Raw genomic sequence first — 22,240 nt, 5'->3', positions numbered from 1 at the left:
CGTGAGTCTGGAACCCGGCTGGTACGTCGACCCCGCCGAGCCGGAGACCCGCCGCTGGTGGGACGGGGAGGGGTGGATCGGCGCGCCGATTCCGGTCGACGTCACCCCGCCCGACGGTCCGCCGCCGGCCGAGCCCGAGCCGGCCACCACGCCGGCCCCCGGTGCGACCGACGACCGGCCGACCTCGGGCGCGGCCGGCTCGCCCGAGCCGGTCTCGACGTCCGGCGCACCCGGGCGGCCGGACCAGGCCGGGCCGTGGCCGGGCCAGGCCGGATCGTGGCCGGACCAGCCGGGCCAGGCCGGATCGTGGCCGGGGCAGCCCGGTCAGCCGGGGCAGCAGGGCCAGCACGGGCCGCCGCCGGGCTGGCCGTACCCGCAGTGGCCGGGCCGACCGCCGATCCCGCGCCCGCACGGGCTGCCGCTCGCCTCGTACGGCGCGCGGCTGGTCGCCCGCCTGATCGACCTGGGCGTGGTGTTCCTCCTCAACGCCCTGGTCAACGGGTGGTTCGTCTGGCGCTACTTCGAGGCGATCTCGCCCTACCTACGGGAGACGATGCGCCGGGCGGTGAACGGTGACACCTCCACCGAGGGGCTGCCCCAGATCGACGACCAGGCCGGCGGATTGCAGGTCGTCATCCTGCTGATCGCCACCGCGCTCTGGTTCGCCTACGAGGTGCCGTCGATGGCGGCGCGCGGGCAGACCTTCGGCAAGCGGATGGCCGGCATCCGCGCGCTGCCGGTCGAGGCGAACCAACCGCTCGGCTTCGGCCGGGCCTTCCGGCGCTGGAGCACGCTCGGCATGCCCACGCTGCTCTGGTACTGCTGCGGGCTGGGGCTGGTGCTCCAGTTCGTCGACGCCGTCTCGCCGCTGTTCGACCAGCCGCTGCGCCAGGCGCTGCACGACAAGCGGGCGCAGACCGTCGTGGTCCAGCTCCCCCGCACCCGCCCCGACCCCCGCACCACCCCGCACGACCGCGCCGACCCCCCGGGAGACACCCCATGACCGACACCGGACGTCACCGGCCTCCGCTGCGGCTCACCCGCGCCGACCTGGACGCGCTGCCCAACTACGTGCCCGGCCGCAGCCCGGCCGACCTGGCCCGCGAGCTGGGCCTGCCCGAGGCGATCAAGCTGGCCAGCAACGAGGTGCCGTACGGCCCGCTGCCGGGCGTGGTGGAGGCGGTCGCCGAGGCGGTCGCCGGTTCGCACCGCTACCCCGACATGGGCGTGGTGGCGCTGCGCGAGGCCCTCGCCGAACGCTACGGCGTGGACGCCGACCGGATCGCCACCGGCTGCGGCTCGGTGGCGCTGGCCGAGCACCTGGTGCGGGCCACCTGCCTGCCCGGCGACGAGCTGATCTATTCGTGGCGCTCCTTCGAGGCGTACCCGATCATCGCGGCGACCAGCGGCGCGACGAGCGTGCGGGTGCCCAACGACGCCGGCCACGGGCACGACCTCGACGCGATGGCCGCGGCGGTGACCGACCGGACCCGGATGGTCCTGGTCTGCAACCCGAACAACCCGACCGGCACGGCGGTGCGCAGGGCCGATCTGGACCGCTTCCTCGACGCGATGCCGGACGACGTGCTCGTGGTGATCGACGAGGCCTACCGGGAGTTCGTCACCGACGCCGAGGTGCCCGACGGCCTCGGCTACCTGGACCGGCCGAACGTGGCGGTGCTGCGCACGCTCTCCAAGGCGTGGGGCCTGGCCGGTCTGCGGATCGGCTGGCTGGTCGCCGCGCCGGCGGTGGCCGCCGCGGTGCGCAAGGTGGTCACCCCGTTCTCCACCAGCACGGCCGCCCAGGCCGGCGCGCTGGCCGCGCTGGCCCAGGCCGACGAGGTGGAGCGGCGCTGTGCGCTCGTGGTGGCCGAGCGGGACCGGGTCACCGAGGCGCTGCGCAAGTTCGTGCCGGACGTGCCGGAGAGCCAGGCCAACTTCGTCTGGCTGCCGCTGGGCGAGCGGGCGGTGGCGTTCGGCAAGGCGTGCGAGGCGCGCGGCGTGATCGTGCGGCCGTTCCCGGGCGACGGCGTCCGGGTCACCATCGGCACCCCGGCCGAGAACGACGCGTTCCTCGCCGCAGCCGAAGCCGCCCTGGCGTAAGGAGGGGCCCCTTCTTAACGCCTGGCGTCGAGAAGGGGCCCCTTCTCACCGAACGACAGAACGACACCGGCCGGCGCCGGCCGGCTGCTCAGGTGGCGGCGAGCAGGACCGGCTCGGCCATCAGGAACCAGCCCTGGTCGTCGTCGTCCGGGGTGGCGTCCTCCCGGGCGCGCTCCACCGCGACGTAGCCGCCCACCGCGTACGCCCGGCCCGGCTGCCAGCCGATCCCGTCCCGCCCGGCGGTGAACACGAACTCGGACCGGGTCGCGCCGGTGAGCGGGTCGATCGTGACCAACTCACGCCGGTCGGTCAGCAGGTGCACCCGGCCCGGTTCGGTGGCGAGCACCCGCGCCGGGTGGATGTCCGCCCGCCGCCACAGTTCCTCGCCGGTGCGCGCGGACCGCGCGGTCACCACACCGCCGGAGGTTTCCACCACCCGCTCGCCGTCCAGCACCGCGTCCGCTGCGTCCAGGCCGGGCGCGGCCGTCGGCTCGCCCGGATCGGTCACCAGCCAGCCGCGGCCGTTCGCCCCGTCCGGCCCGGCGGTACGCAGGCCGCGGCAGCCGGAGTGCCCGTCGCGGCAGCCGACCGCAGTGACCACGAGGTGCCCGGGCGCGTCCGGTGGCCGCCAGCGGGTGCGGACCACGCCGGTCCCCGCGTCCCGCAACTCGACCGAGGGCGGCCCCGCGCAGGTGTCCACCCCGACCATCTCACCGCTCGCGGTGCTGCCCACGTCGACCCGGCAGTCCCGCTCGACGTCGGCGCGCCAGAGCCGCCGACCGTCGGCCAGGGCGTATCCGCCGACCGCTCCCGGACCGGCGGCGAGCAGCACGTCGAGACCCTCGGCGGTGCGCGCGAGGTGCAGGCCGGCCGGGTCCCAGACCGTGGCGGCGAACGTGCGGCGGGGCTTCGGCACCGAGCCCGGCGGCGGCCCGTCGGCGCGCCAGGACACCCGTCCGGTACGCGCGTCCAGCGCCACCAGTTTCCCGTCGGACCAGCGGCTGACCACGGTGGTGCCCTCGGCGAGCACCCCGACCAGCTTCGCCGGCCAGCGGCGGTAGGACCAGAACGGGGTGACCCGGTGCCGGCCGGTGACCGGCTGGTCCGCGTACACCTGGCGGGCGCCGGCGTAGACGCGGAGCCGGTTGTCCACGACGAGCGGCGCCACCGGCAGCCGCCCGATCACCCCGGCGGTCGGCGCGGGCGCCGCCGGGTAGGGCTCGCGGGCCACGGTTTCGACCTCGGCCGGGGCCAACACCCGGGCGACCACGGCGACCGACGCCGCGACGGCCAGCACCGCCGCCATCGCCACCACGGCCCGCCGCCTGCCGGCCTTCGCCATCCGCCACCTCCGCCCCGGCACCCTACCGGCCCCGGCCGGAGCGCGAGCCGATCGCCCGCTCACCGCCGCGGGCCGGCGGCTCCCGGAAGCTCTGGGTGCGCTCGTGGTTGCCCCGGCGACCACAAACGCACCCAGAGCCCGACACCGGGACGCCGGCACGGCACGGCGACGCGCAGCGTCGGCAAGCGGTGGGCCGGCTCAGGCGGCCTCGGTGGAGCGGGCGGGACCGGCGGCCAGGGCCAGATCGGCCAGGTCGCGTCGGAGCGCCCCCTCCACCGCCCGTGCGGCCAGGCCGCCGAGGATCAGGGCCAACACCCGGCCGTACGGTCGGGTCGGCACCGCCTCCTGCCGGACGGTGACCTCGGTGCAGCCGCGTCGCCGCCGCTCGACCGTGCGCAGCGCCCAGGTGATCCGGTAGTCGACGCCGGCACCGCGCGAGCAGAGCACCACCCGGCGCGGGGCGATCGCCTCGATCACCTCGAACTGTTCCGGCTCGGACCCGCCGTCCGGCCGGACCCGGGTCTCCCGCCAGGAGGTGCCGGCGGCGAACCCGCCGCCGGTGAGCACCTCGACCTCGCCCACCGCGGAGAGCCAGTCGGCACGGGCCGGAAGGTCGGTGAGCAGGCGCCACAGATCGGCGTCCTGCGCTTCGATGAAGGCGGAAACGGTCACCGTCGACATGGCACCTCCCGTGTCGTCCACGGTACGGGCCGTCACCGGTCCAGGGGAGCCTCAGAGTGACATTTCCACCACCGGCGCCCCGTACGGGGCGCCGGGGTCCGGCGGGATCGGTCAGCCGCGAAGGGCGTCGCCGCGCAACGCCGTGACGAAAGCGGTCCAGCCCGGCGGGCTCACCGCGAGCGTCGGACCGTCCTGGTCCTTCGAGTCGCGTACGCCCACCACGCCGTGCGCGGTGACCACGTTGGTGGCCACCTCGACGCAGAGGCCCTGATCGTTCGATCGGCTGCTGGTGCGCCAGACGGCGCCGGTCAACTCGGTCATGCTCGGTCCTTCCTGTGTGCACTCCTCGCGTGCGCCTCCGGACCGGCACCGCCCGGGCGCGCGCGCGACCCGCGTCGATCAACGCGCAACGCGACGACCCCGGTCGCACAGTGGGTGCGATCCGGGGCCGTCGACGCGGAAGGTGGATGTCAGCGGGCCGGAAGGACCGTCCCGGTGACCTCGCCGAGCGCGATCGTGGTGCCGTCCGGCCCGGGCGCGGTGGCGGTGATCGTCACCGTGTCGCCGTCCTGCAGGAAGGTCCGCTGGCTGCCGTCGGCGAACTTCACCGGCTCGGCCCCGCCCCAGGTGAGTTCCAGGAACGAGCCGACCTGGTCGCGTGCCGGTCCGGAGACGGTGCCCGAGGCGTAGAGGTCGCCGGTGCGCAGCGACGCCCCGTTGACGGTGAGGTGGGCGAGTTGCTGGGCCGGGGTCCAGTACATGGTGGCGAACGGCGGCTCGGCCACCCGTTCGCCGTTCCACTCCACGCCCAGCGTGAGGTCCAGCCCGAGGTGCGGGGTGTCCCGGAGGTAGTCCTGCACCGGTGGGTCCTGGTCGGGCGCGGGCACGAACGCGTCGGCGAGCGCCTCCAGCGGCGTGACCCAGCCGGAGACGGAGGTGGCGAACGACTTGCCGAGGAACGGGCCGAGCGGCTGATATTCCCATGCCTGGATGTCCCGGGCCGACCAGTCGTTGACGAGCACCACGCCGAAGACGTGGTCGGCGAACTCGGCGGCCGGCACCCGGTCGCCGAGCCGACTCGGCACGCCGACCACGAAGCCGACCTCGGCCTCGATGTCGAGGCGTACCGAGGCGCCGGTGGTCGGGCCCTGCGCGCTGGCCCGCTGCCCGGTCGGTCGGACCACCGGGGTTCCGGAGACGACCACCGTCCCGGCCCGGCCGTGGTAGCCGATCGGCACGTGCTTCCAGTTGGGCAGCAGTGGCGGCTGGCCGGGCCGGAAGATCTGCCCGACGTTCCCGGCGTGGTGCTCGGAGGAGTAGAAGTCGACGTAGTCGGCCACCTCGAACGGGAGCAGCATCTCGACCTCGGCGACCGGCACCAGCAGCGGCTCCACCGCCGGCCGGTGCGCCGGGTCGGTGAGCAGCTCGGTGACCCGCTCCCGGACGGCCGTCCACTGCGGCCGGCCGAGCGCCAGGAAGGCGTTGAGCGTGTGCCGGCCCAGCGCCCCGGCGGCCAGCACCAGGCCGGCCGCCTCCGCGCCGGCCAGGTCGAACACGAGGTCGCCGATCCGGACCCCGATCCGCGGCTCGCGGTCGCCGTGCCGGAACACGCCGTACGGCAGGTTCGTCACCCCGTACGGCGACCCCGCCGCTCCTGGAACCCACGTCATGCCCTCACGGCCCTCGCTCCGCTCGGTGCGTTCGGTCATGCCGAGCTGGCCGGGCATGCCCTCACGGCCCTCGCTCCACTCGGTGCGTTCGGTCATGCCGAGCTGGCCGGGCATGCCCTCACGGCCCTCGCTCCACTCGGTGCGTTCGGTCATGCTTCGAAGCCTCCGTTCACCAGCCCCAGCCGGATCAGATCGGTCAGTGGTTCGGAGATGCTGCACGAGCCGTACCCGGCCCAGAGCGGACGCGGAGCCGCACGCCGGGCGCGGGCCGACTCGACCACGCGCAGCGGGTCGGTGGCGGCCAGCAGCTCGGCCACCCCGTCCACCTCGGCGCCGTCGACGGCGGCGAGCGTGGCGGCAAGCACGTTGACGAAGCCGTGGTGGGTGAAGCCGGTCTCCGGGTCGCGGTGCCGGATCGCGTGGTGCAGCCCGGCGGTGAGCTTGAACGGCAGGTCCCGCTCGTGGCAGGCGCGAATCACCGCGGCCAGCTCGACCGGGGTCGGGAACAGCTCGGCGGCCAGCCCGCCGGTACGGAACTTGGCCGCCACCGGCAACCCGCCGGCGCGGGCCCGCGCGAGCGAGTCCAGCGCGCCCATCAGCCCGAAGGTCAGCGGGATCTCCGCGTAGACGGCGGTGCCGTCGAGCCGGCCGGCGAGCGCGACCAACTCGGCCAGGCCGGGCTGCGGGTCCTCGCCGCGCTTGGCGACCGGCGCCTCGACCTGCCGGGCGGTGACCCCGTCGGGCGTCAGGGCCGACAGCGCGGCGGGCAGTTGGTCGAGGCCGGTGTCACCGATCAGCCCGATGACGAGGCCCGGGTCCACCACGCCGTGCAACGCGCCGCGGACGATCTCCGAGGCGGGCAGCAGCAGCGGGCCGACCAGGTCGGCGTACCAGGCCGTGCGGTGCTCGCGGTGCGCGGTCACCGCGTCGGGCAGCGCGGCGTTGCCCGGGGGGAAGACCGCGGCGTCGTCCACCAGGCCGGCGAGGAGGCGGGGCACCTGCGTTGACACGAGACAAGAATGTACGGGACGCTACGAGTAACGGACAACTGCGTCCGATTATCGGACGCCATCGGCCGGAGACGGGACATAACGGGAGGCGAGATGCCCTACTACCGCAGCGTGGGCGAGGTGCCCCGGAAACGCCACACCCAGTTCCGGCAGCCCGACGGCACGCTCTACGCGGAGGAGCTGGTCGGCCAGGAGGGCTTCTCCTCCGACTCGTCGCTGCTCTACCACCGCCACGCGCCGACCGCGATCCTCGCCGCCGAGGAGTTCGCCCCGCCCGCCGTCACCCGGGTGCCGAACCTGCCACTCAAGCCGCGCCACCTGCGCACCCACAAGCTCGACGGCCCCGGCGCGGACCCGGTGCTCGGCCGGCGGTACCTGCTCGCCAACGACGACGTCCGGATCGCGTACGTGCTGGCCGACCGGCCCTCGCCGCTGTTCCGCGACGCCACCGGCGACCACTGCCTCTACCTGGAATCCGGCTCGATGCGGGTGGAGTCGCCGTTCGGCGTGCTCGACGCGGTCGCCGGCGACTACGTCGTCATCCCCACCTCGACCATCCACCGCCTGGTGCCGACCGGCGACGAGCCGACCCGGCTGCTCGCCGTGGAGGCGGCCGGCCACATCGGCCCGCCCAAGCGCTACCTCTCCGTGCGCGGGCAGTTCCTGGAGCACTCGCCCTACTGCGAGCGCGACGTCCGGGGGCCGGACACCCCGCTGCTGGTCGACGGCGAGGAGGTCGAGGTGCTGGTGAAGCACCGGCGCGGTTGGACGAGGTACGTCTACGCGAACCACCCGTTCGACGTGGTCGGCTGGGACGGGCACATGTACCCGTGGGCGTTCTCCATCCACGACTTCGAGCCGATCACCGGGCGGATCCACCAGCCGCCGCCGGTGCACCAGACGTTCCAGGGCCCGAACTTCGTGATCTGCTCGTTCGTGCCGCGCAAGGTGGACTACCACCCGGCCGCCATCCCGGTGCCGTACAACCACCACAACGTCGACTCCGACGAGATGCTCTTCTACACCGGCGGCAACTACGAGGCCCGGCGCGGCTCCGGGATCGAGCAGGGCTCGATCTCGCTGCACCCGTCCGGCTTCACCCACGGCCCCCAGCCGGGCGCCGCCGAGCGGTCCATCGGGGCGGACTTCTTCGACGAGCTGGCGGTCATGGTGGACACGTTCCGCCCGCTGGACCTCTGCGACGCGGGCACCGCCTGCGAGGACGACGGCTACGCCTGGACCTGGGCGCGCAAGCCCTGACGTACCCCGGGAGGGCCGCGCGGACGCGGCCCTCCCGGGTGTCGCCCGTCAGAACGTCGAGGCGTCGATGACGAAGCGGTAGCGCACGTCCGAGGCGAGCACCCGCTCGTACGCCTCGTTGATCTTGTCGGCCGCGATCACCTCGATCTCGGCGCCCAGCCCGTGCTCGGCGCAGAAGTCGAGCATCTCCTGCGTCTCGGCGATGCCGCCGATCATCGAGCCGGCGAACGACCGCCGGGCCGGGATCAGCGAGAAGGCGCGCACCGACAGCGGGTCCTCCGGCGCGCCCACGTTCACCAGCGTCCCGTCCACGGCCAGCAGCCCCAGGTAGGCGTCCAGGTCGATGGACGCGCTCACCGTGTTGACGATCAGGTCGAACGAGCCGGCCAGGTCCGTGAACGTGGACTCGTCCGAGGTGGCGAAGTAGTGGTCGGCGCCGAGCCGCAGCCCGTCCTCCCGCTTCTTCAGCGACTGGGACAGCACGGTCACCTCGGCGCCCATGGCGTGGGCCAGCTTCACGGCCATGTGGCCGAGACCGCCCATGCCGACCACGGCCACCTTCCGGCCCGGCCCGGCGTTCCAGTGCCGCAGCGGTGAGTAGGTGGTGATGCCGGCGCAGAGCAGCGGCGCGGCGGCGTCCAGCTCGATGCCGTCCGGGATCCGCAGCACGAAGCCCTCGGTGACCACGATCGCCTCGGAGTAGCCGCCCTGGGTCGGCTCGCCGTCCCGGCCGACCGCCCCGTAGGTGCCGATGTTGCCCTTGAGGCAGTACTGCTCCAGGCCCTTGCGGCAGTTGTCGCACTCCCGGCAGGAGTCGACCATGCAGCCGACGCCGACCCGGTCGCCGGGGGCGAACTTCGTCACCGCGGAGCCGACCTCGCGCACCACGCCGGCGATCTCGTGACCGACGACGATCGGGTAGGTGGTCGGGCCCCACTCGCTGCGCGCGGTGTGGATGTCGGAGTGGCAGATGCCGGCGAACTTGATGTCGATGAGGACATCGTCCGGTCCGAGGTCCCGCCGCTCGACAGTGGTCGGCGTGAGCGGGTCGGACGCGGACGTCGCCGCGTAGGCGTTGACGGTCAACATCCGACTTTCTACCCCCGGCGGAACACGGCGAACCCGGCGACCACCGTGGCAGTGATCGCACCCACCAGCGGCCACACCCCGCCGACCAGGGCATACACCGCCAGCAGCAGCGGCGCGGCGGCCACCGCGTAGACGGCCGTGGACAGACCGCGCGACATCGCGTCCCGCGCGCCGGGCAACCGGGCGGCCGGCAGACCCGCCAGCAACCCGACCCCGACCGCCGCGAGCACGGCGAGCAGCCGGGACGCGCCCGGTGCGGCCGGGGCCAGCGCGGCGACCAGCACGGTGAGCAGCAGCGACCAGCCGGCCGCGGACAGCACCAGCCGGCGCAGGCCGGTGTCGGCGGTCCGGGCCGGGTCCGGGCGGGCCGGGGAAATGTCGGCGGCCTCGGTCAGGCGCTCCAGCGCCTCCGCGTAGCGGCGTCGCTCCAGCCGCGCCACGCCCGGGTCCCGCCCCGCCTCGGCCAGCGCCGGGTCCAGCCGCAACGCCTCGCGGTAGGCCCGCTCGGCCAGGTCGAACAGCGCCAGCCGCACCGAGACCAGGCCGAGCACCAGGTGCGCCTCCGGCTCGTCCGGGGTCAGCTCGACCCCGCGCCAGGCCGCGTTCAGCGCCGGCTGCCCGTTGCGCGCGGCGGAAAGGATCGCGGCGGCGCTGCGCTGCGCGTACGCGTCGTCGGGGCCGAGCGCCAGGATCTCCTCGGCGGTGCTCGCGGCGCCCTTCCAGCGCTCCAGGTCCACCAGCGCGAGCCCGCGTGTCACGAGCGGCGGCACGGCGCCCGGGTCGGCCGCCAAGGCCGCCTCGGCCACCGTGAGCGCCTCGGCGGGGCGGCCGGCGGCGAGCTGCATCCGGGCCAGCATTCCCCACGCCTCGACGTGCGCGGGCTCACTGGCGATCAACGCGGTCAGCTCGCCGATCCCCTCGTCGTAGCGGCCCAGCTCGGCGAGGAGGTGGGCGCGCTGCAGGAAACCGTCGGCGGCGGACTGGTCCTCGGCGGCGTCACTCGGCATCCCGGTGAGCGTAGCCGACCGGCTCGCCACCCGACCACGGTCAGGCGCCGCGGCACGGCGTGCCGGCCCGCCCCCCGCAGGTGCCCAGGCTGCACCACCGCCGCAGGCCGCTCTCGTCGAGGAACAGCCACCCGCAGCGCTCGTCGGGACAGGCCCGGACCGTGAGCCGGGTCGGATCGGTGAGCAGTTGGGCGCCGCTGAACGCGGCGGCGTGCAGGGGCAGTCGCAGCCCGGCGGCGAGATCGATCCACCAGCGCCCGCGCCCGTCCCCCTCGCGCCGGAACACCAGCGCCCGGGCGGCCACCTCGGCGAACCGGGCGACCGCGTCGAAGGCCCGACGGTCCGCCGGATCGACCAGGCAGGCGCGGAGGGCGGCCCGAAGCGTACGGGCCTCGGCGAGCACCCGCTCCGACGTGTCCGGGTCGCGGCGCGCGAGGTGGAGCAGCCGGTTCACCGCCACCTCGTCGGTCAACCCGACGTGTCCCGCCCAGACGGCCAGGGTCCGATAGCCGCGCAGCCACTCGGCGCCGGGCAGCGGCGACGCGAGGCCCCACCCGGCGAGCGTGTTGCAGAAGTCCAGCGCGGGATGGCCGCCGACGCTCCACGGCAGGCTCTCGTCGCCGACCCGCACCTCGTATATCGGTCGGCCGACCCGGTCGAGCCGGTCGTCGCCGGCCGCGACCCGGCGGTGCACCTCGCGCAGCCGCGGCCCCGGCTCGACGCCGAAGTCCGCCGCCAGCAGTTCCCGGGTGGTGCGGTAGAGCCGCAGCGCGTCGGCCCGCCGACCACCCCGGTACAGGGCGGTCATCAGCACGGCCAGGAGCTGCTCACGGGTGGGGTGCCGGGTCGCCGCCGGCATCAGCTCGGCGATCACCGGGGCGTGCTGGCCCAGCGCGAGCCGCGCCTCGGCACGCAGTTCCACCGCCACCAGCCGCAACTCCTCGACCGTGCCGCGCAGCCGGTCCCGCAGGTCGCCGTCCGCCGCGTCGGCGAGCAGCGGCCCCCGCCAGAGGGCGAGCCCTCGATCGAGCAACCGCACCCGCTCGGCGGGGTCGGCGACCGTGCCCGCCGCCCGAACCAGCTCACCGAACTCGTCGACGTCGACGCGATGCCCGGTGACGTCGACGCGGTAGCCCTCGCCGCCGGTGTCGATCCGCACCCCGTACGGATGCAGCGCCGCCCGCAGTCGCCCGATGTACGTCTGCACCGTGCCGCGCGCCGTGGCCGGCGGGCGGCCGTTCCAGAGCAGGTCGACGAGGCGGTCGGTCGGCACCACCCGACCCGGGTCGAGCAGCAGCAGCCCGAGCAGGCAGCGCTCCTGCCGGCGGCTGCCGACCTCGACGGTCCGGCCCTCGTGGCGCGCCTCGAACGGTCCGAGCAGTCGGAAGTCCATACCGACCAGGACGAGCCGGCCGGTCCGGGCGGTTGTCGTCCGGCGGTGAGCGCGTGGTCGGTGGGCCCGACCGGGGGTCGGTGGCGCGGGTCGGGCGGCCCGGCGCCGCCGCCCCGGTGGTGAGCCGGTGGTGAGTCACCCCGGTGACGCTGGGACCGCCCTTGATCAGCGGAACGGATGGAGTGAACATGCGGTTCAGCAGGATGAGCGTCGCGGCGGCGTCGGTGGTGGCCGCCCTGGTGGCGGCCCTTCCCGGTGCGGCGTCCGCCGCCGACGTCGCGCCCGGCGCCTGGGTGCCGGCGCCCCAGGAGGCATTCGAGATGCCCGCCGGCGCCCGGTGCGAGTTCGCGGTACGGGTGGAGCCGATCGTCGACGAGGTACGCAAACTGACGTTGGACACCTACCCGGACGGCTCCCCGAAGCGGGAATTGTTCACCGGCGCGCTCGTCGACCGGGTGACCAACCTGGAGACGGGGGCCACCGCCACGGCCGACGCGAGCGGCACCTCACTCGTCGTCTACCGCCCCGACGGGTCGATGACCTGGTACGTCACCGGTCCGGTGCTGCTCGGCTTCCGGGAGAACGCCGGTTCGCTGCCGAAGGGGCTGTGGATCGTCGACGGCCAGTTCCGGGTGGCGTTCACCCCTACCTACGACAAGACCATCACGATGCTGCACGGCACCACGCACAACGTCTGCACCGACGTCGACTGACCAGGGCGCGGCGGTCGGCGTCCCCGGCCGCCGCGTCAGTTCGCCGGCGCCTCGTACACCAGCGCCACCGCGATGCCGGCCAGCCCCTCGCCGCGCCCCGGGAAGCCCAGCCCGTCGGTGGTGGCCGCGGAGACCGTGACCGGCGCGCCGACCGCCTCGGAGAGCACCCGTTGCGCCTCGTCCCGGCGCGGCCCGATCTTGGGCCGGTCGCCGACCACCTGCACGGACACGTTGCCGATCGCGAAGCCGGCCACCCGCACCCGCCGGGCCGACTCGGTCAGCAGGGCCACCCCGGAGGCGCCCGCCCACTCCGGCTGGTCCACCCCGAAGTTCGCGCCCAGGTCACCGAGGCCGGCGGCGGAGAGCAACGCGTTGCAGGCGGCGTGCGCGACCACGTCGGCGTCCGAATGCCCGGCCAGGCCGTCCTGGCCGGGCCAGTGCAGGCCGGCGACCCAGCAGGGCCGCCCGGCCGCGAACGCGTGCACGTCGGTGCCGACAGCCACCCGAGGAACGATCATGACCAGAGGGTACGCGCGCCGCGCGTTCAGGCGCCGGTGGTCAGGAGGTGTTCGGCCAGGGCCAGGTCGAACGGGCGGGTGATCTTCAAGGCCAGCTCCGACCCGGGTACGCAGAACACCGCGACGCCCTGCTTCTCCACCAGACCGGCGTCGTCGGTGAGCGGATCCCCCGCCGCCCGGTGCGCGGCGGCCAGCACCGCCCGGCGGAAGCCCTGGGGGGTCTGCACCACGCGCAGCGCGGCCCGGTCGACAGTGCCGAGCACCCGCTCGACGGCGTCGACCTCCTTGATCGTGTCGACCACCGGCAGGACCGGGATCACCGCGTCGTGCCCGCCCCGGACCGCCGCGGCCACCGACTCGACCAGTTCCGGCGGGGTGAGCGCCCGGGCGGCGTCGTGGACCAGGACGATCTCCGGCCCGGCGGGCACGGCCGCGAGGGCCGCCGCCACGGACGCCTGGCGTTCGGCCCCACCGGGCACCACGGTCACCGGCGCCACCGGCGCGAGCAGCGCTCGCACCGACTCGACGTCGGCGGCCGGCGCGGCCACCACGATCGTGTGCACCGAGGGCGCGGCGGCGATCCGGCGCACGGCGTGCACCAGCAGCGGCTCGCCGGCCAGCGGGCGGAGTGCCTTGGGCGCGCCCGGGCCGAGGCGCACCCCGGCGCCGGCCGCAGGAACGAGGACCGCGACGTCACCGCGCGGATTGAGCTGCGCGGTCACGTCGCGGTCCTCGGTTTCGTTCGCTGTGGTGCGGGTAGAGGCAGAGTTGCGGATCAGGCCTCGGTCAGCACCTTGTCGAGCAGCGTCTCCGCCTCGTCCTTGGTGCTCTTCTCGGCCAGCGCGACCTCGCCCACGAGGATGTCACGGGCCTTGGCGAGCATGCGCTTCTCGCCCGCCGACAGGCCCCGCTCCCGCTCCCGGCGCCACAGGTCGCGGACGACCTCGGCCACCTTCAGCGGATTACCGGAGGCCAGCTTCTCCAGATTTGCCTTGTAACGCCGCGACCAGTTGGTCGGCTCCTCGGTGTGCGGTGCACGGAGCACGTCGAAGACCTTGCCCAGGCCCTCTTCGCCGACCACCTCGCGCACACCCACGATCTCGGCGTTCTCGGCAGGCACCCGGACCGTCAGGTCACCCTGCGCGACCCTCAGGACGAGGTATTCCCTGGGCTCGCCCTTGATGACCCGAGTCTCGATTGCCTCGATGAGTGCGGCCCCGTGGTGGGGGTAAACAACGGTCTCGCCGACACTGAAAACCATAGGTTCGAAACCCCTTTCGCTGTGTCTAGGGTAACACGCTCAGGCACCGATGTCTCACCGCTGTCCTGACCGTTGGCGCAGCTCAGGGGCCCTGTGAGAGGTATTTCTTCGGCTTGACAGGAGGTCAAGTCGATGGTTTGGACACGCTCCGTGACTAACACATGACAACCGGATGCGGGCGGCCGGAGCGTTGCAGATCTAGGGCAATGCGCTCCTTCCATGGTAGCTCCGCAACTCCGTCCGCGCCCAGGTGTGGCGGTACGGCCCCCGGTGCGGGACGCTTGTGGTGGACGTGACGTCCGCTCACCGACACGTTCTGGGGGTCCCGATGGGCGTGCCTGACGCGGACGGCCAGGGGCCGCCGGACGGGCTCGGTGGGCTGCCCCCGGAATGGGGCCGGGTGGTCGTCCCCGACGACGCCTCGGCGCTCGCCGACGAGGCGCGACAGGTGCGCCGCGACCTGCGCCGCGATCACCGGCACACCCACCACCGGCCGGCCCGGGTCCGGCTCGGACTTCCGGTGCTGGTGCTGCTGGTCTCGATGCTGATCACGCTCGCCGGGCTGGCCGCCGTCACCTGGCCGCGACCCCACCGCTCCGGCACTGCCCCGACCGTGCTGCCCCGGTCCACCACGGCCGCGCCGGCGGCGGTCGGCCCGCTGCCCGCGCTGGACCTGGTCGGCGCCGACGACACCCCGGTGCCGCTGCGCAGCCTGCTGCCCGCCATGATCATCCTGGTCGACGCCTGCGCCTGCGCCGGCGAGGTCGGCACGGCGGCGACGACCGCGCCCGCCGGGGTCACCGTGGTCACCGTGACCGAGGGCCGCACCGCCGGGCCCGCGACCGCCACCGGCGTACGCCCGCTCGGCGACCCGGCCGGCGGACTGCGCTCCTACCTGCACCTCGCCGCCCAGCCGGGCACCGCCGTCGCACTGCTGGTGGACCGGCAGGGCACGCTGGTGCGGGTGGTGCCGGAACTCGGCCCCGCGTCGGACTACCGGGACGACCTGGTCCGCCTGGCCGGCTGACGGCTCAGTAGAGCGCCTCCAGGCGGGCGTCCAACTCGGCCTCACCCCGCAGCGGCTCGAACCGCACCCAGACCGGCGCGCCGGTGCCCTCCAGCACCGGAATGTCCAGCCGGGCGCCGCAGCTCAGCACCCGCTCCGTGTCGCCGGCACCGGTCCCGATGACCCGCAGCGCGACAGCCGCCCCCGCACCGGAGCACCGCACCGACAACCGGTACGTGTCGCCCGACGAGGGGTTCGCCTGGCGGACCACCGCCGGCGCGCCGGGTGTCAGCCGGGACGTCTCCCGCCACACCACGTGCGACACCTCGAGCGGACGCGCCGACCCGTCCGGGCCGACGTGGATCACCACCGAACGGTCCGGCCCCGGACCCACCTCGCCGGTGTCGGGGTCGATGACGACCACCGCCGGGTCCCGGCCGGTCGACCGGTCCTGCCCGAACGCGCGCTCGACCCGGGACCGGACGAGGTCGTCGGTCGTCGCGCCCCCGGTCGTGCCGAGCCAGGGCGCGGTCGACCGCCACCACCACGCGCCGAGCGTCACCGCCAGCACGGTCAGGGCGACCAGCGCCGCCAGCCGGATCCGCTCCTCCGAGACCACGCCCGTCAGGGTATCGACGCGGGGCCGGGCCCGTCAGCCCGCGCGCTCCAGCAGCGCCGCGTAGAGCGTCAGCCCCGGACCGAACGCGAGCATCACCACCCGCCGCGGCGGCGCCGGCCGACGGGCCAGGCGGTCCAGGATCAACAGCACCGTCGGTGACGAGCAGTTGCCGTGCTCGGCCAGCGTCTCCCGGGACGCCGCCAGCGCGGTCGGCGGCAGGGCCAGCTCACGCTCCACCACGTTGAGGATGCGCGGGCCGCCCGGGTGCACCGCCCAGCCGTCCACCCCGGACCTGTCGCACCCGTGTCGGGCCAACAGGTCGTCCACCAGATCGCCGACGAACCGGGAGAGCACCTTCGGCACCTTCGGCGACAGTCCCATCCGGAAGCCGGTGTCGGTGACCTCCCACGACATGTGGTCGGCCGTGGAGGTGTCGGTGACGGAGGTGACCTCGCGCACCGCGTACCCCGAGCCACCGGGCACGACCACGGCGGCGACCGCGGCGTCCGAGAAGAGCGCGTGCGAGACGATCTGCTGGGTGTCCACCCGGGCACCCGGCGGCTGGATGTGCAGGCTGGTCAGCTCCGCACAGAGCAACAGCGCCGGTCGCCCGCGGGCGGTGACGAAGTCGCCCGCCACGGCCAGCCCCGGCAGCGCCGCGTAGCAGCCCATGTGACCGACGAAAACGCGCTGGGTGTCCGGGGCCATGCCGAGGTCCCGGGCGAGCAGGATGTCCAGGCCCGGGGTGGCGTAACCGGTGCAGGAGCAGACCACGAACAGGCCGATGTCGCCGGCGTCCAGGCCGGCGGCGGTGAGCGCGCGACCGACCGCCTCCTTGCCCAGCGGCAGCGCCTCCACCTGGTAGCGGCGCATCCGGCGCTCGGTCGGCCACTCCGAGACGTCCTCCAGCAGCGGATTCACCGCCGCCTGCCGGCGGGTCACCCCGGAGTTGGCGAAGATCTTCTCGGCCAGCGCCCGGGTGGTGCCCGAGAAGTGCTTCTCGAAGAATCCCGTCCACAGCTCGTCCTGCGCGGCGCCCGGCGGTAGCGCCGTGCCCAGACCCGCGATCACCGGTACGCCCACGTCCCCCACCCCTAGCTTCGCTCAGTCCTGCGGTCCAAGGAACTCCGGCTCAACCCGGCTCACTCCTCGCGCTCACCAACGAGGGACCGCGCCGTCCCGGTCCGGGTCGCCGCCGAGCGCGGCGATGCCCAACCAGTCGGCGCACACGTCGGAGGTGGCCGGGTGCAGCGAGCCGCACCGGGCGTCCCGGTAGAGCCGCTCCAGCGGATGACCCCGGCGGGTGGCCGACGTGCCGGCGGCCTCCAGCATGGACGCCGCCACCTCGGCGGCCGTGGTGCCGGCCAGCAGCTTGGCCCGCCACACCCAGCGGTTCGTCTCGGCGGAGCCGGGCTCCTCGTCGACCCGGCGGGCCGCCTCGGCGACCACCAGCTCGGCGGCGGCGGTGGCCGCGTCGGCCCGCCCCAGCCGCGCCCGGACCGCCGGCAGCCCGGTCAGGTTCCGGGCGTGCAGGTGCTCGGCCGCCGCGTCGATCGCGGCCCGGGCCACCCCGACGTAGACGGCGGCGTAGCTGGCCACCAGCCAGTGCGGCATGAGCTGGGCGACCACCAGGGCCAGACCCTCCACGCCGCCGAGCAGCCGGTCGGCCGGCACGGTCACGTCGAGGTGCAGGTCGTGCGAGGAGGTGGCCCGCATGCCGAGCGAGTCCCAGGTCGGCTCGACCGTGATCCCCGCACCGGCCGGCACCAGGAACTGGGAGACCACCGACTGGTCGGTGGCGCTGCGTGCGGCCACCAGGTAGCCGTCCGGGTGGCCGGCGCCGGAGCAGAACGTCTTGCTGCCCTTGACGTGCCAGCCGCCGTCGACCGGTTCGTAGACGGTGCTGAGCTGGGACAACCGGGCCCCGGCGCCGCGCTCGCTCATCGCCACCGCGTACCAGGCGCCGTCGGCCGCCGCGCGCAGCAGCCGGTCCCGCGCGGCCAGCGCCTCCTCCGGCACGCCGAGCGCCTCGGCCAGCTCCTCGGTGACCGCGCCCAACGCCCCGGTCACCGAGGCGTGCATGTTGAACACCAGCGCGGTGGCGCCGTTGCCCCGGGCCAGCTCGGTCGCGACGGCAGCGTACTCGGCGAACGTCGCTCCGGCCCCGCCCAGCTCGCTCGGGACCATCAGCCCGAACAGGCCGGCCGCCCGCAGGTCGGCGAAGTCGTCGACGGGGAACGAGCCGTCCCGGTCGTGCGCGGCCGCGCGGGCGGCCAGTCGCGGCGCCAACCTGCGGGCCGCCTCCAGCGCGTGCACAGTCATGTCGCCCCCTTCTCGACGTCCCTTACCCCGGGTGCCCCCGGCTACCCGCCCCGACGCCCACTGCCCTGGTAGAGGACGGCGGTCGACCAGGTCGGCACGATGCGCGGCTCCGTCCGCACCGGACGGTCGCCGCCGCGCCACCGACGCAGCAACCAGGCCAGCGTGCCGCCCAGCTCCGGCCGGACCCCGCGCAGGCGCACCGCCACGCCGTGCCGGGCGCACTCGGTCACCAGCGCCCGGGAGTTAACGAACAGTCGGTGGTCGTGGATGCCACGCGGCACGGTGGGCAGCCGTTCCCCCACCTCCACGGCGACCAGCCGGGCCAGCAGCGTGTCGTTCAGGGTGTCCAGCACCAGCAGGCCGCCCGGCCGCAGCAACCGGCACGCCTCGGCCACCGCCCGCCGCCAGTCCGGCACGTGCTCCAGCAGTTCGCCGGCGGAGACCACGGCGGCACAGCCGTCGGCCAGCGGCACCGCGGTGGCATCGCCCTGGAGCACTGTCACGCCGTGCGCGGCGGCCTGGTCGAGCGCGGAGCGGGTCAGGTCCACCCCCACGTGCCGGTAGCCCTTGCCGGCCAGGTGCGGCGCCAGCAGCCCGGCGCCGCAGCCCAGGTCGACCAGCAGGTCGTCCCGGGTGGACGCCGGCGGAACCAGGGCCGCGCGGGCGCGCGCCAGCCAGTGCAGCATCGCGAAGGCACCGTCCGGCCGCCACCACTCGCCGGCCAGATCGTCGTACTGCCGAGGGTCGTTCGGGGGCAGCACCCGGCGCGGACCGGCCACCGGGGACGCTTCTGGCATGGACCGAGCGTGGCACGACTGGGCGGTAACGACCAGACTTCCCTTATGTCGACGCGGGTGTTAGGGCTGGTCAGGGCGAGCCATCCGGAGCCGGCGGCGGCGGTCGTCGTGGTCGCCGCGCTGCTCGCCGCCGGCGTCGGGCACGCCGCCGCCGGAATCGCGACGGTGGCGCTGACCGTGCTCGCCAGCCAACTCGCCGTCGGCTGGAGCAACGACCTGATCGACGCCGACCGGGACGCCGCGGTGGGGCGTACCGACAAGCCGGTGACCACCGGCGCGGTCGCCCGGTCGACGCTGGCCCGGGCCACTGCGGTGGCCGCCGTCGCCACCCCGCTGCTGGCGCTGCCCGCCGGTCCGCCTGCGGCGGCCTGCGCCACAGTGGGGCTCGTCTCCGCCCTGTTCTACAACAAGCCGCTGAAGTCGACTCCGGTCTCGGTGCTCCCCTACGCGGTCTCGTTCGGCGCGCTGCCCGCGTTCGTGGTGCTGGCCCTGCCCGGCTCGCCCGCGCCGCCGGCCTGGCTGGTGGCCGCGGCCGCGCTGCTCGGCGCCGGGGCGCACTTCGCCAACGTCCTGCCCGACCTGGCCGACGACGCCCGCACCGGGGTGCGCGGACTGCCGCACCGGTTGGGCCCGGCGGGCAGCCGGTGGGCCGCCGCCGGGCTGCTCCTCGCGGCCACCGTCGCCCTGGTGTTCGGCCCGCCCGGGCCGCCGTCGTGGGCCGGCCTTTCGGCGGTCGCCGCCGCCGTCGCGGTGCCGGCCCTCGGGTGGTACGCCGGACGCGCCACCGCCCGGGCCGGCCGCCGGCCGGTGGCCGCCTTCCGGGCCGTGCTGGTGGTCGCGCTCATCGATGTGGTGCTCCTGGTGGCGAACGGTCGCGTGGTCTGAGGAGTCCCCGCCCAGGTGGCATTGCCGGGTCCGCGTGCGGGCCTCGATCAGCTCCAACTACCCTGGAGCGCGGTCTGCGCGGGTATGGCCACCCCGTGCCCGGCGGTCGACCGGGCGGGGATCGTGACGAGGAGGACCGACGTGACGCGCTCGATCAGGGGTTCCCGGGGGCCGGCCCTGCTGCTGGCCGGCACGGCGGCGGCGGCGAGCCTGCTGCTGTCCGGGTGTGGCGCCGGGCAGATCGCCGAGACCGCCAACAAGATCCCGTCGGTTCAGGGCGTCAACGTCCAGACCTCCGACAACCTCTTCCAGGTGCGCGGCCTCTACGTGCAGTTCCCCGGTCCGAAGGGCTACGAGGCGGGCGCGGACGCGCCACTCAACGTGGTGATCTACAACGACAGCAAGGCGCCGGTGACGGTCACCGTCACCACCGACAGCGCGCGCGAGATCGTGCTCACCGGTGGCGCCGGGTCGAGCGGCGCGGCCACCCCGACCGGCTCGCCGACCGAGCCGGCCTCGGCCTCGCCCACCGCCACCGACCCGAGCGCCTCGCCCAGCCAGTCGCTGGAGGTGACCGCCTCGCCGTCGGAGAGCGGTTCCGCCTCGGCCAGCCCGTCGCCGTCGGAGACCGAGGCCGCGCCCGCCGGTCAGCCGGCCCGGATCGAGATCCCGGCGCTCGGCTACGCCCAGCTGAACAGCGGCAACCCGCAGTTCCTCCAGCTCGTCGGCCTGAACCAGAAGGTGCTCGTCGGCCAGCAGGTCAACCTGACCTTCGACTTCGGCAACGGCAACGTCATCAAGACGCCGGCGCCGGTCGGCGTCCCGCTGACCCCGGAGGCGCCGCCGTCGCCGGTCGTCAACCCGCGTGAGCACTCCGCCGAAGAGGGTGGCGTCGAGGGTGGCAGCCACGGCTGACGCCGCACCGTTTCCCGTCGACACCGCCGCCGTGGCCTGCGCCACACCGGCGGTGTCGTCGTTTCTCCGGTGGGCTTTCGTCGTACCGGCCGGTTAGCGTCCGGTGGTGACCACGCCCCGATCGACCTCCTCCCGTGCCGGTGCCGGTCGCGGCCGCGCCGCCGCCCGCGAGCCCCGCCCGGCCTACGAGTGCGACGCCTGCGGTCACCAGCCACCCAAGTGGGTGGGCCGGTGCCCCGAGTGCGGCGAGTGGGGCTCGGTGGTCGAGTCCACGGTCACCGGCCCGCTGGTCTCCGGCCGGGTGGTCAGCTCCCGGATGCCGGCCGAGCCGGCCCGGCCGATCGCCACCATCAGCGCCGCGCCGGCCCGGGCCCGGCCGACCGGCGTGAGCGAGCTCGACCGGGTGCTCGGCGGCGGCCTGGTCCCCGGCGCGGTGGTGCTGCTGGCCGGCGAGCCCGGCGTCGGCAAGTCGACCCTGCTGCTCGACGTGGCCCAGCAGTGGGCCGCCGGCGCGGGCAGCCCGTCGCTGGTGGTCAGCGGCGAGGAGTCGGTCAGCCAGGTCCGGCTGCGCGCCGAGCGGATGGGCACCCTGCACGACCAGCTCTACCTGGCCGCCGAGAGCGACCTGGCGGCGGTGCTCGGTCACCTCGACGCGGTCAAGCCGGGGCTGCTGGTGCTCGACTCGGTGCAGACCATCTCCACCACCGGCACCGAGGGTGTGCCGGGCGGTGTGACCCAGGTGCGCGCGGTCACCGCCGCGCTGGTCGCGGTCGCCAAGGAGCGGGGCGTCGCGACCGTGCTGGTCGGGCACGTCACCAAGGACGGCCAGGTGGCCGGTCCGCGGGTGCTGGAGCACCTGGTCGACGTGGTGCTCCACTTCGAGGGCGACAAGCACTCCTCGCTACGCATGGTGCGCGGCGTGAAGAACCGGTTCGGCGCGGCCGACGAGGTCGGCTGCTTCGAGATGCACGAGGGCGGCATCAGCAGCCTGGCCGACCCGTCCGGGCTGTTCCTGACCCGCTACTCCGAGCCGGTGCCGGGCACCTGCGTGACAGTGGCCATGGAGGGCCGGCGGGCGCTGGTCACCGAGGTGCAGGCGCTGATCGGGGCGACGGTCGCCGGCTCACCCCGACGCACGGTCTCCGGCCTCGACAGCGCCCGGCTGGCCATGGTCCTCGCGGTGCTCCAGCGCCGCACCGAGCGGCTGACGCTGCACGACCGGGAGGTCTTCGCCGCCACCGTCGGCGGCATCCGGGTGGTCGAACCGGCGGCCGACCTCGCAGTGGCGCTCGCGGTGGCCTCCGGCGGTCTCAACCTGGCGCTCAACCCGCACCTGGTCGCCATCGGCGAGGTCGGGCTCACCGGCGAGGTGCGGCGGGTCGGCGCGGTGCCCCGCCGGCTGGCCGAGGCCGCCCGGTTGGGCTTCCGGCTGGCCCTGGTCCCGCCCGGTTGCGGCCCCGGCAGCAGCGGCGTCGCCCCGGAGAACATGCGCGTGATCGAGGTCACGGACGTCCGCGCCGCGCTCCAGGCAGCCGCTCGCGCGTCCGCGGAGTGACCGTGAGTGCTCACGCGGGGGCGCGGGCGGACGATTCCGGACTGGCCGCTCGGTCCACCGAGGGCCGGGCGAGCGCGGCATCGTGACACATCAC

At 74.9% G+C, this 22,240-nt stretch carries 23 protein-coding genes; 8 read left to right on the top strand and 15 right to left on the bottom strand.

Annotation, left to right across the window (positions count from 1 at the left end; genetic code table 11):
- Position 1 precedes the first annotated feature (1 nt).
- Both O7618_RS28005 and hisC read left to right on the top strand, forming a co-directional pair.
- On the top strand, positions 2–1,003 hold the full coding sequence (locus O7618_RS28005) for an RDD family protein (protein WP_278109132.1): 1,002 nt from the start codon (positions 2–4) through the stop codon (positions 1,001–1,003).
- Positions 1,000–2,103 carry a histidinol-phosphate transaminase gene (gene hisC, locus O7618_RS28000; RefSeq protein WP_278109131.1) on the top strand — a complete coding sequence of 368 codons (1,104 nt, stop codon included), beginning with the start codon at positions 1,000–1,002 and terminating at the stop codon, positions 2,101–2,103. The genes O7618_RS28005 and hisC overlap by 4 nt, the downstream gene beginning before the upstream one ends.
- Positions 2,104–2,191: 88 nt before the next feature.
- Here hisC and O7618_RS27995 read toward each other — a convergent pair whose 3' ends face one another.
- The 5 genes from O7618_RS27995 to O7618_RS27975 all read right to left on the bottom strand — a co-directional run bounded on the left by O7618_RS27995 (position 2,192) and on the right by O7618_RS27975 (position 6,806).
- The gene (locus O7618_RS27995) at positions 2,192–3,445 is read right to left on the bottom strand and encodes a PQQ-binding-like beta-propeller repeat protein (RefSeq protein ID WP_278109130.1); all 1,254 of its coding nucleotides are present in this window, start codon (positions 3,443–3,445) and stop codon (positions 2,192–2,194) included.
- Positions 3,446–3,643: 198 nt separating this feature from the next.
- Positions 3,644–4,126 carry an SRPBCC family protein gene (locus tag O7618_RS27990; RefSeq protein WP_278110179.1) on the bottom strand — a complete coding sequence of 161 codons (483 nt, stop codon included), beginning with the start codon at positions 4,124–4,126 and terminating at the stop codon, positions 3,644–3,646.
- 111 nt (positions 4,127–4,237) lie between these two features.
- A complete protein-coding gene (locus O7618_RS27985; RefSeq protein ID WP_278109129.1) occupies positions 4,238–4,447 on the bottom strand; it encodes a DUF397 domain-containing protein in 210 nt (69 codons plus the stop codon).
- A gap of 149 nt (positions 4,448–4,596) precedes the next feature.
- Positions 4,597–5,796: a fumarylacetoacetase gene (gene fahA / locus O7618_RS27980; protein WP_278110177.1), complete on the bottom strand. Its 1,200-nt coding sequence runs from the start codon at positions 5,794–5,796 to the stop codon at positions 4,597–4,599.
- A gap of 149 nt (positions 5,797–5,945) precedes the next feature.
- The gene (locus O7618_RS27975; RefSeq protein ID WP_278109128.1) at positions 5,946–6,806 is read right to left on the bottom strand and encodes a hypothetical protein; all 861 of its coding nucleotides are present in this window, start codon (positions 6,804–6,806) and stop codon (positions 5,946–5,948) included.
- Between the two features lie 93 nt (positions 6,807–6,899).
- On the opposite strand from O7618_RS27975, the gene O7618_RS27970 reads away from it, so the two are divergent.
- Entirely contained in the window at positions 6,900–8,066 is a 1,167-nt protein-coding gene (locus tag O7618_RS27970) for a homogentisate 1,2-dioxygenase domain-containing protein (protein WP_278109127.1), read from the top strand.
- Positions 8,067–8,114: 48 nt separating this feature from the next.
- Here O7618_RS27970 and O7618_RS27965 read toward each other — a convergent pair whose 3' ends face one another.
- From O7618_RS27965 to O7618_RS27955, 3 genes are read right to left on the bottom strand one after another with little or no spacing between them, the layout of a single operon-like run.
- Positions 8,115–9,155, bottom strand: a complete 1,041-nt coding sequence (locus O7618_RS27965; protein WP_278109126.1) for an NAD(P)-dependent alcohol dehydrogenase — start codon at positions 9,153–9,155, stop codon at positions 8,115–8,117.
- Positions 9,156–9,163: 8 nt separating this feature from the next.
- Complete coding sequence (locus O7618_RS27960) at positions 9,164–10,162, bottom strand: tetratricopeptide repeat protein (protein ID WP_278109125.1); 999 nt, start codon at positions 10,160–10,162, stop codon at positions 9,164–9,166.
- 40 nt (positions 10,163–10,202) lie between these two features.
- A complete protein-coding gene (locus tag O7618_RS27955) occupies positions 10,203–11,555 on the bottom strand; it encodes a BTAD domain-containing putative transcriptional regulator (protein ID WP_278109124.1) in 1,353 nt (450 codons plus the stop codon).
- A gap of 188 nt (positions 11,556–11,743) precedes the next feature.
- Here O7618_RS27955 and O7618_RS27950 point away from each other — a divergent pair, with 188 nt between their 5' ends.
- A complete protein-coding gene (locus O7618_RS27950; RefSeq protein WP_278109123.1) occupies positions 11,744–12,268 on the top strand; it encodes a hypothetical protein in 525 nt (174 codons plus the stop codon).
- 35 nt (positions 12,269–12,303) lie between these two features.
- On the opposite strand, the gene ispF is transcribed toward O7618_RS27950, so the two are convergent.
- Genes ispF through O7618_RS27935 form a run of 3 tightly spaced genes read right to left on the bottom strand, consistent with a single transcriptional unit; the run spans position 12,304 to position 14,047 of the window.
- Positions 12,304–12,786: a 2-C-methyl-D-erythritol 2,4-cyclodiphosphate synthase gene (ispF, locus tag O7618_RS27945; protein WP_278109122.1), complete on the bottom strand. Its 483-nt coding sequence runs from the start codon at positions 12,784–12,786 to the stop codon at positions 12,304–12,306.
- 26 nt (positions 12,787–12,812) lie between these two features.
- A complete protein-coding gene (ispD, locus tag O7618_RS27940; protein ID WP_278109121.1) occupies positions 12,813–13,508 on the bottom strand; it encodes a 2-C-methyl-D-erythritol 4-phosphate cytidylyltransferase in 696 nt (231 codons plus the stop codon).
- A 53-nt stretch (positions 13,509–13,561) separates the two neighbouring features.
- Entirely contained in the window at positions 13,562–14,047 is a 486-nt protein-coding gene (locus O7618_RS27935) for a CarD family transcriptional regulator (RefSeq protein WP_013288937.1), read from the bottom strand.
- Positions 14,048–14,375: 328 nt separating this feature from the next.
- On the opposite strand from O7618_RS27935, the gene O7618_RS27930 reads away from it, so the two are divergent.
- Positions 14,376–15,074 carry a hypothetical protein gene (locus O7618_RS27930; RefSeq protein WP_278109120.1) on the top strand — a complete coding sequence of 233 codons (699 nt, stop codon included), beginning with the start codon at positions 14,376–14,378 and terminating at the stop codon, positions 15,072–15,074.
- Positions 15,075–15,078: 4 nt separating this feature from the next.
- Here O7618_RS27930 and O7618_RS27925 read toward each other — a convergent pair whose 3' ends face one another.
- The 4 genes from O7618_RS27925 to O7618_RS27910 form a co-directional block, all read right to left on the bottom strand.
- Positions 15,079–15,672: a hypothetical protein gene (locus O7618_RS27925; RefSeq protein WP_278109119.1), complete on the bottom strand. Its 594-nt coding sequence runs from the start codon at positions 15,670–15,672 to the stop codon at positions 15,079–15,081.
- Positions 15,673–15,705: 33 nt separating this feature from the next.
- A complete protein-coding gene (locus O7618_RS27920; protein WP_278109118.1) occupies positions 15,706–16,755 on the bottom strand; it encodes a type III polyketide synthase in 1,050 nt (349 codons plus the stop codon).
- Positions 16,756–16,827: 72 nt separating this feature from the next.
- Positions 16,828–17,994 (bottom strand): acyl-CoA dehydrogenase family protein, encoded by a 1,167-nt coding sequence (locus tag O7618_RS27915; protein ID WP_278109117.1) that lies wholly within the window; start codon positions 17,992–17,994, stop codon positions 16,828–16,830.
- Between the two features lie 41 nt (positions 17,995–18,035).
- The gene (locus O7618_RS27910; protein ID WP_278109116.1) at positions 18,036–18,791 is read right to left on the bottom strand and encodes a methyltransferase domain-containing protein; all 756 of its coding nucleotides are present in this window, start codon (positions 18,789–18,791) and stop codon (positions 18,036–18,038) included.
- 45 nt (positions 18,792–18,836) lie between these two features.
- Here O7618_RS27910 and O7618_RS27905 point away from each other — a divergent pair, with 45 nt between their 5' ends.
- The 3 genes from O7618_RS27905 to radA all read left to right on the top strand — a co-directional run bounded on the left by O7618_RS27905 (position 18,837) and on the right by radA (position 22,146).
- Positions 18,837–19,676: a UbiA family prenyltransferase gene (locus O7618_RS27905; protein ID WP_278109115.1), complete on the top strand. Its 840-nt coding sequence runs from the start codon at positions 18,837–18,839 to the stop codon at positions 19,674–19,676.
- 141 nt (positions 19,677–19,817) lie between these two features.
- Positions 19,818–20,591, top strand: a complete 774-nt coding sequence (locus O7618_RS27900) for a hypothetical protein (RefSeq protein WP_278109114.1) — start codon at positions 19,818–19,820, stop codon at positions 20,589–20,591.
- A gap of 106 nt (positions 20,592–20,697) precedes the next feature.
- Positions 20,698–22,146, top strand: coding sequence for a DNA repair protein RadA (gene radA, locus O7618_RS27895; RefSeq protein WP_278109113.1), 1,449 nt, complete (start codon positions 20,698–20,700; stop codon positions 22,144–22,146).
- The last annotated feature ends 94 nt before the right edge of the window (positions 22,147–22,240 follow it).

Origin of the sequence: Micromonospora sp. WMMD980 (assembly GCF_029626035.1) — a bacterium.
Lineage (GTDB): Bacteria > Actinomycetota > Actinomycetes > Mycobacteriales > Micromonosporaceae > Micromonospora.
The sequence above is the reverse complement of the archived record's forward strand: the minus strand, read 5'-3'. Positions and strand labels throughout refer to the sequence as shown.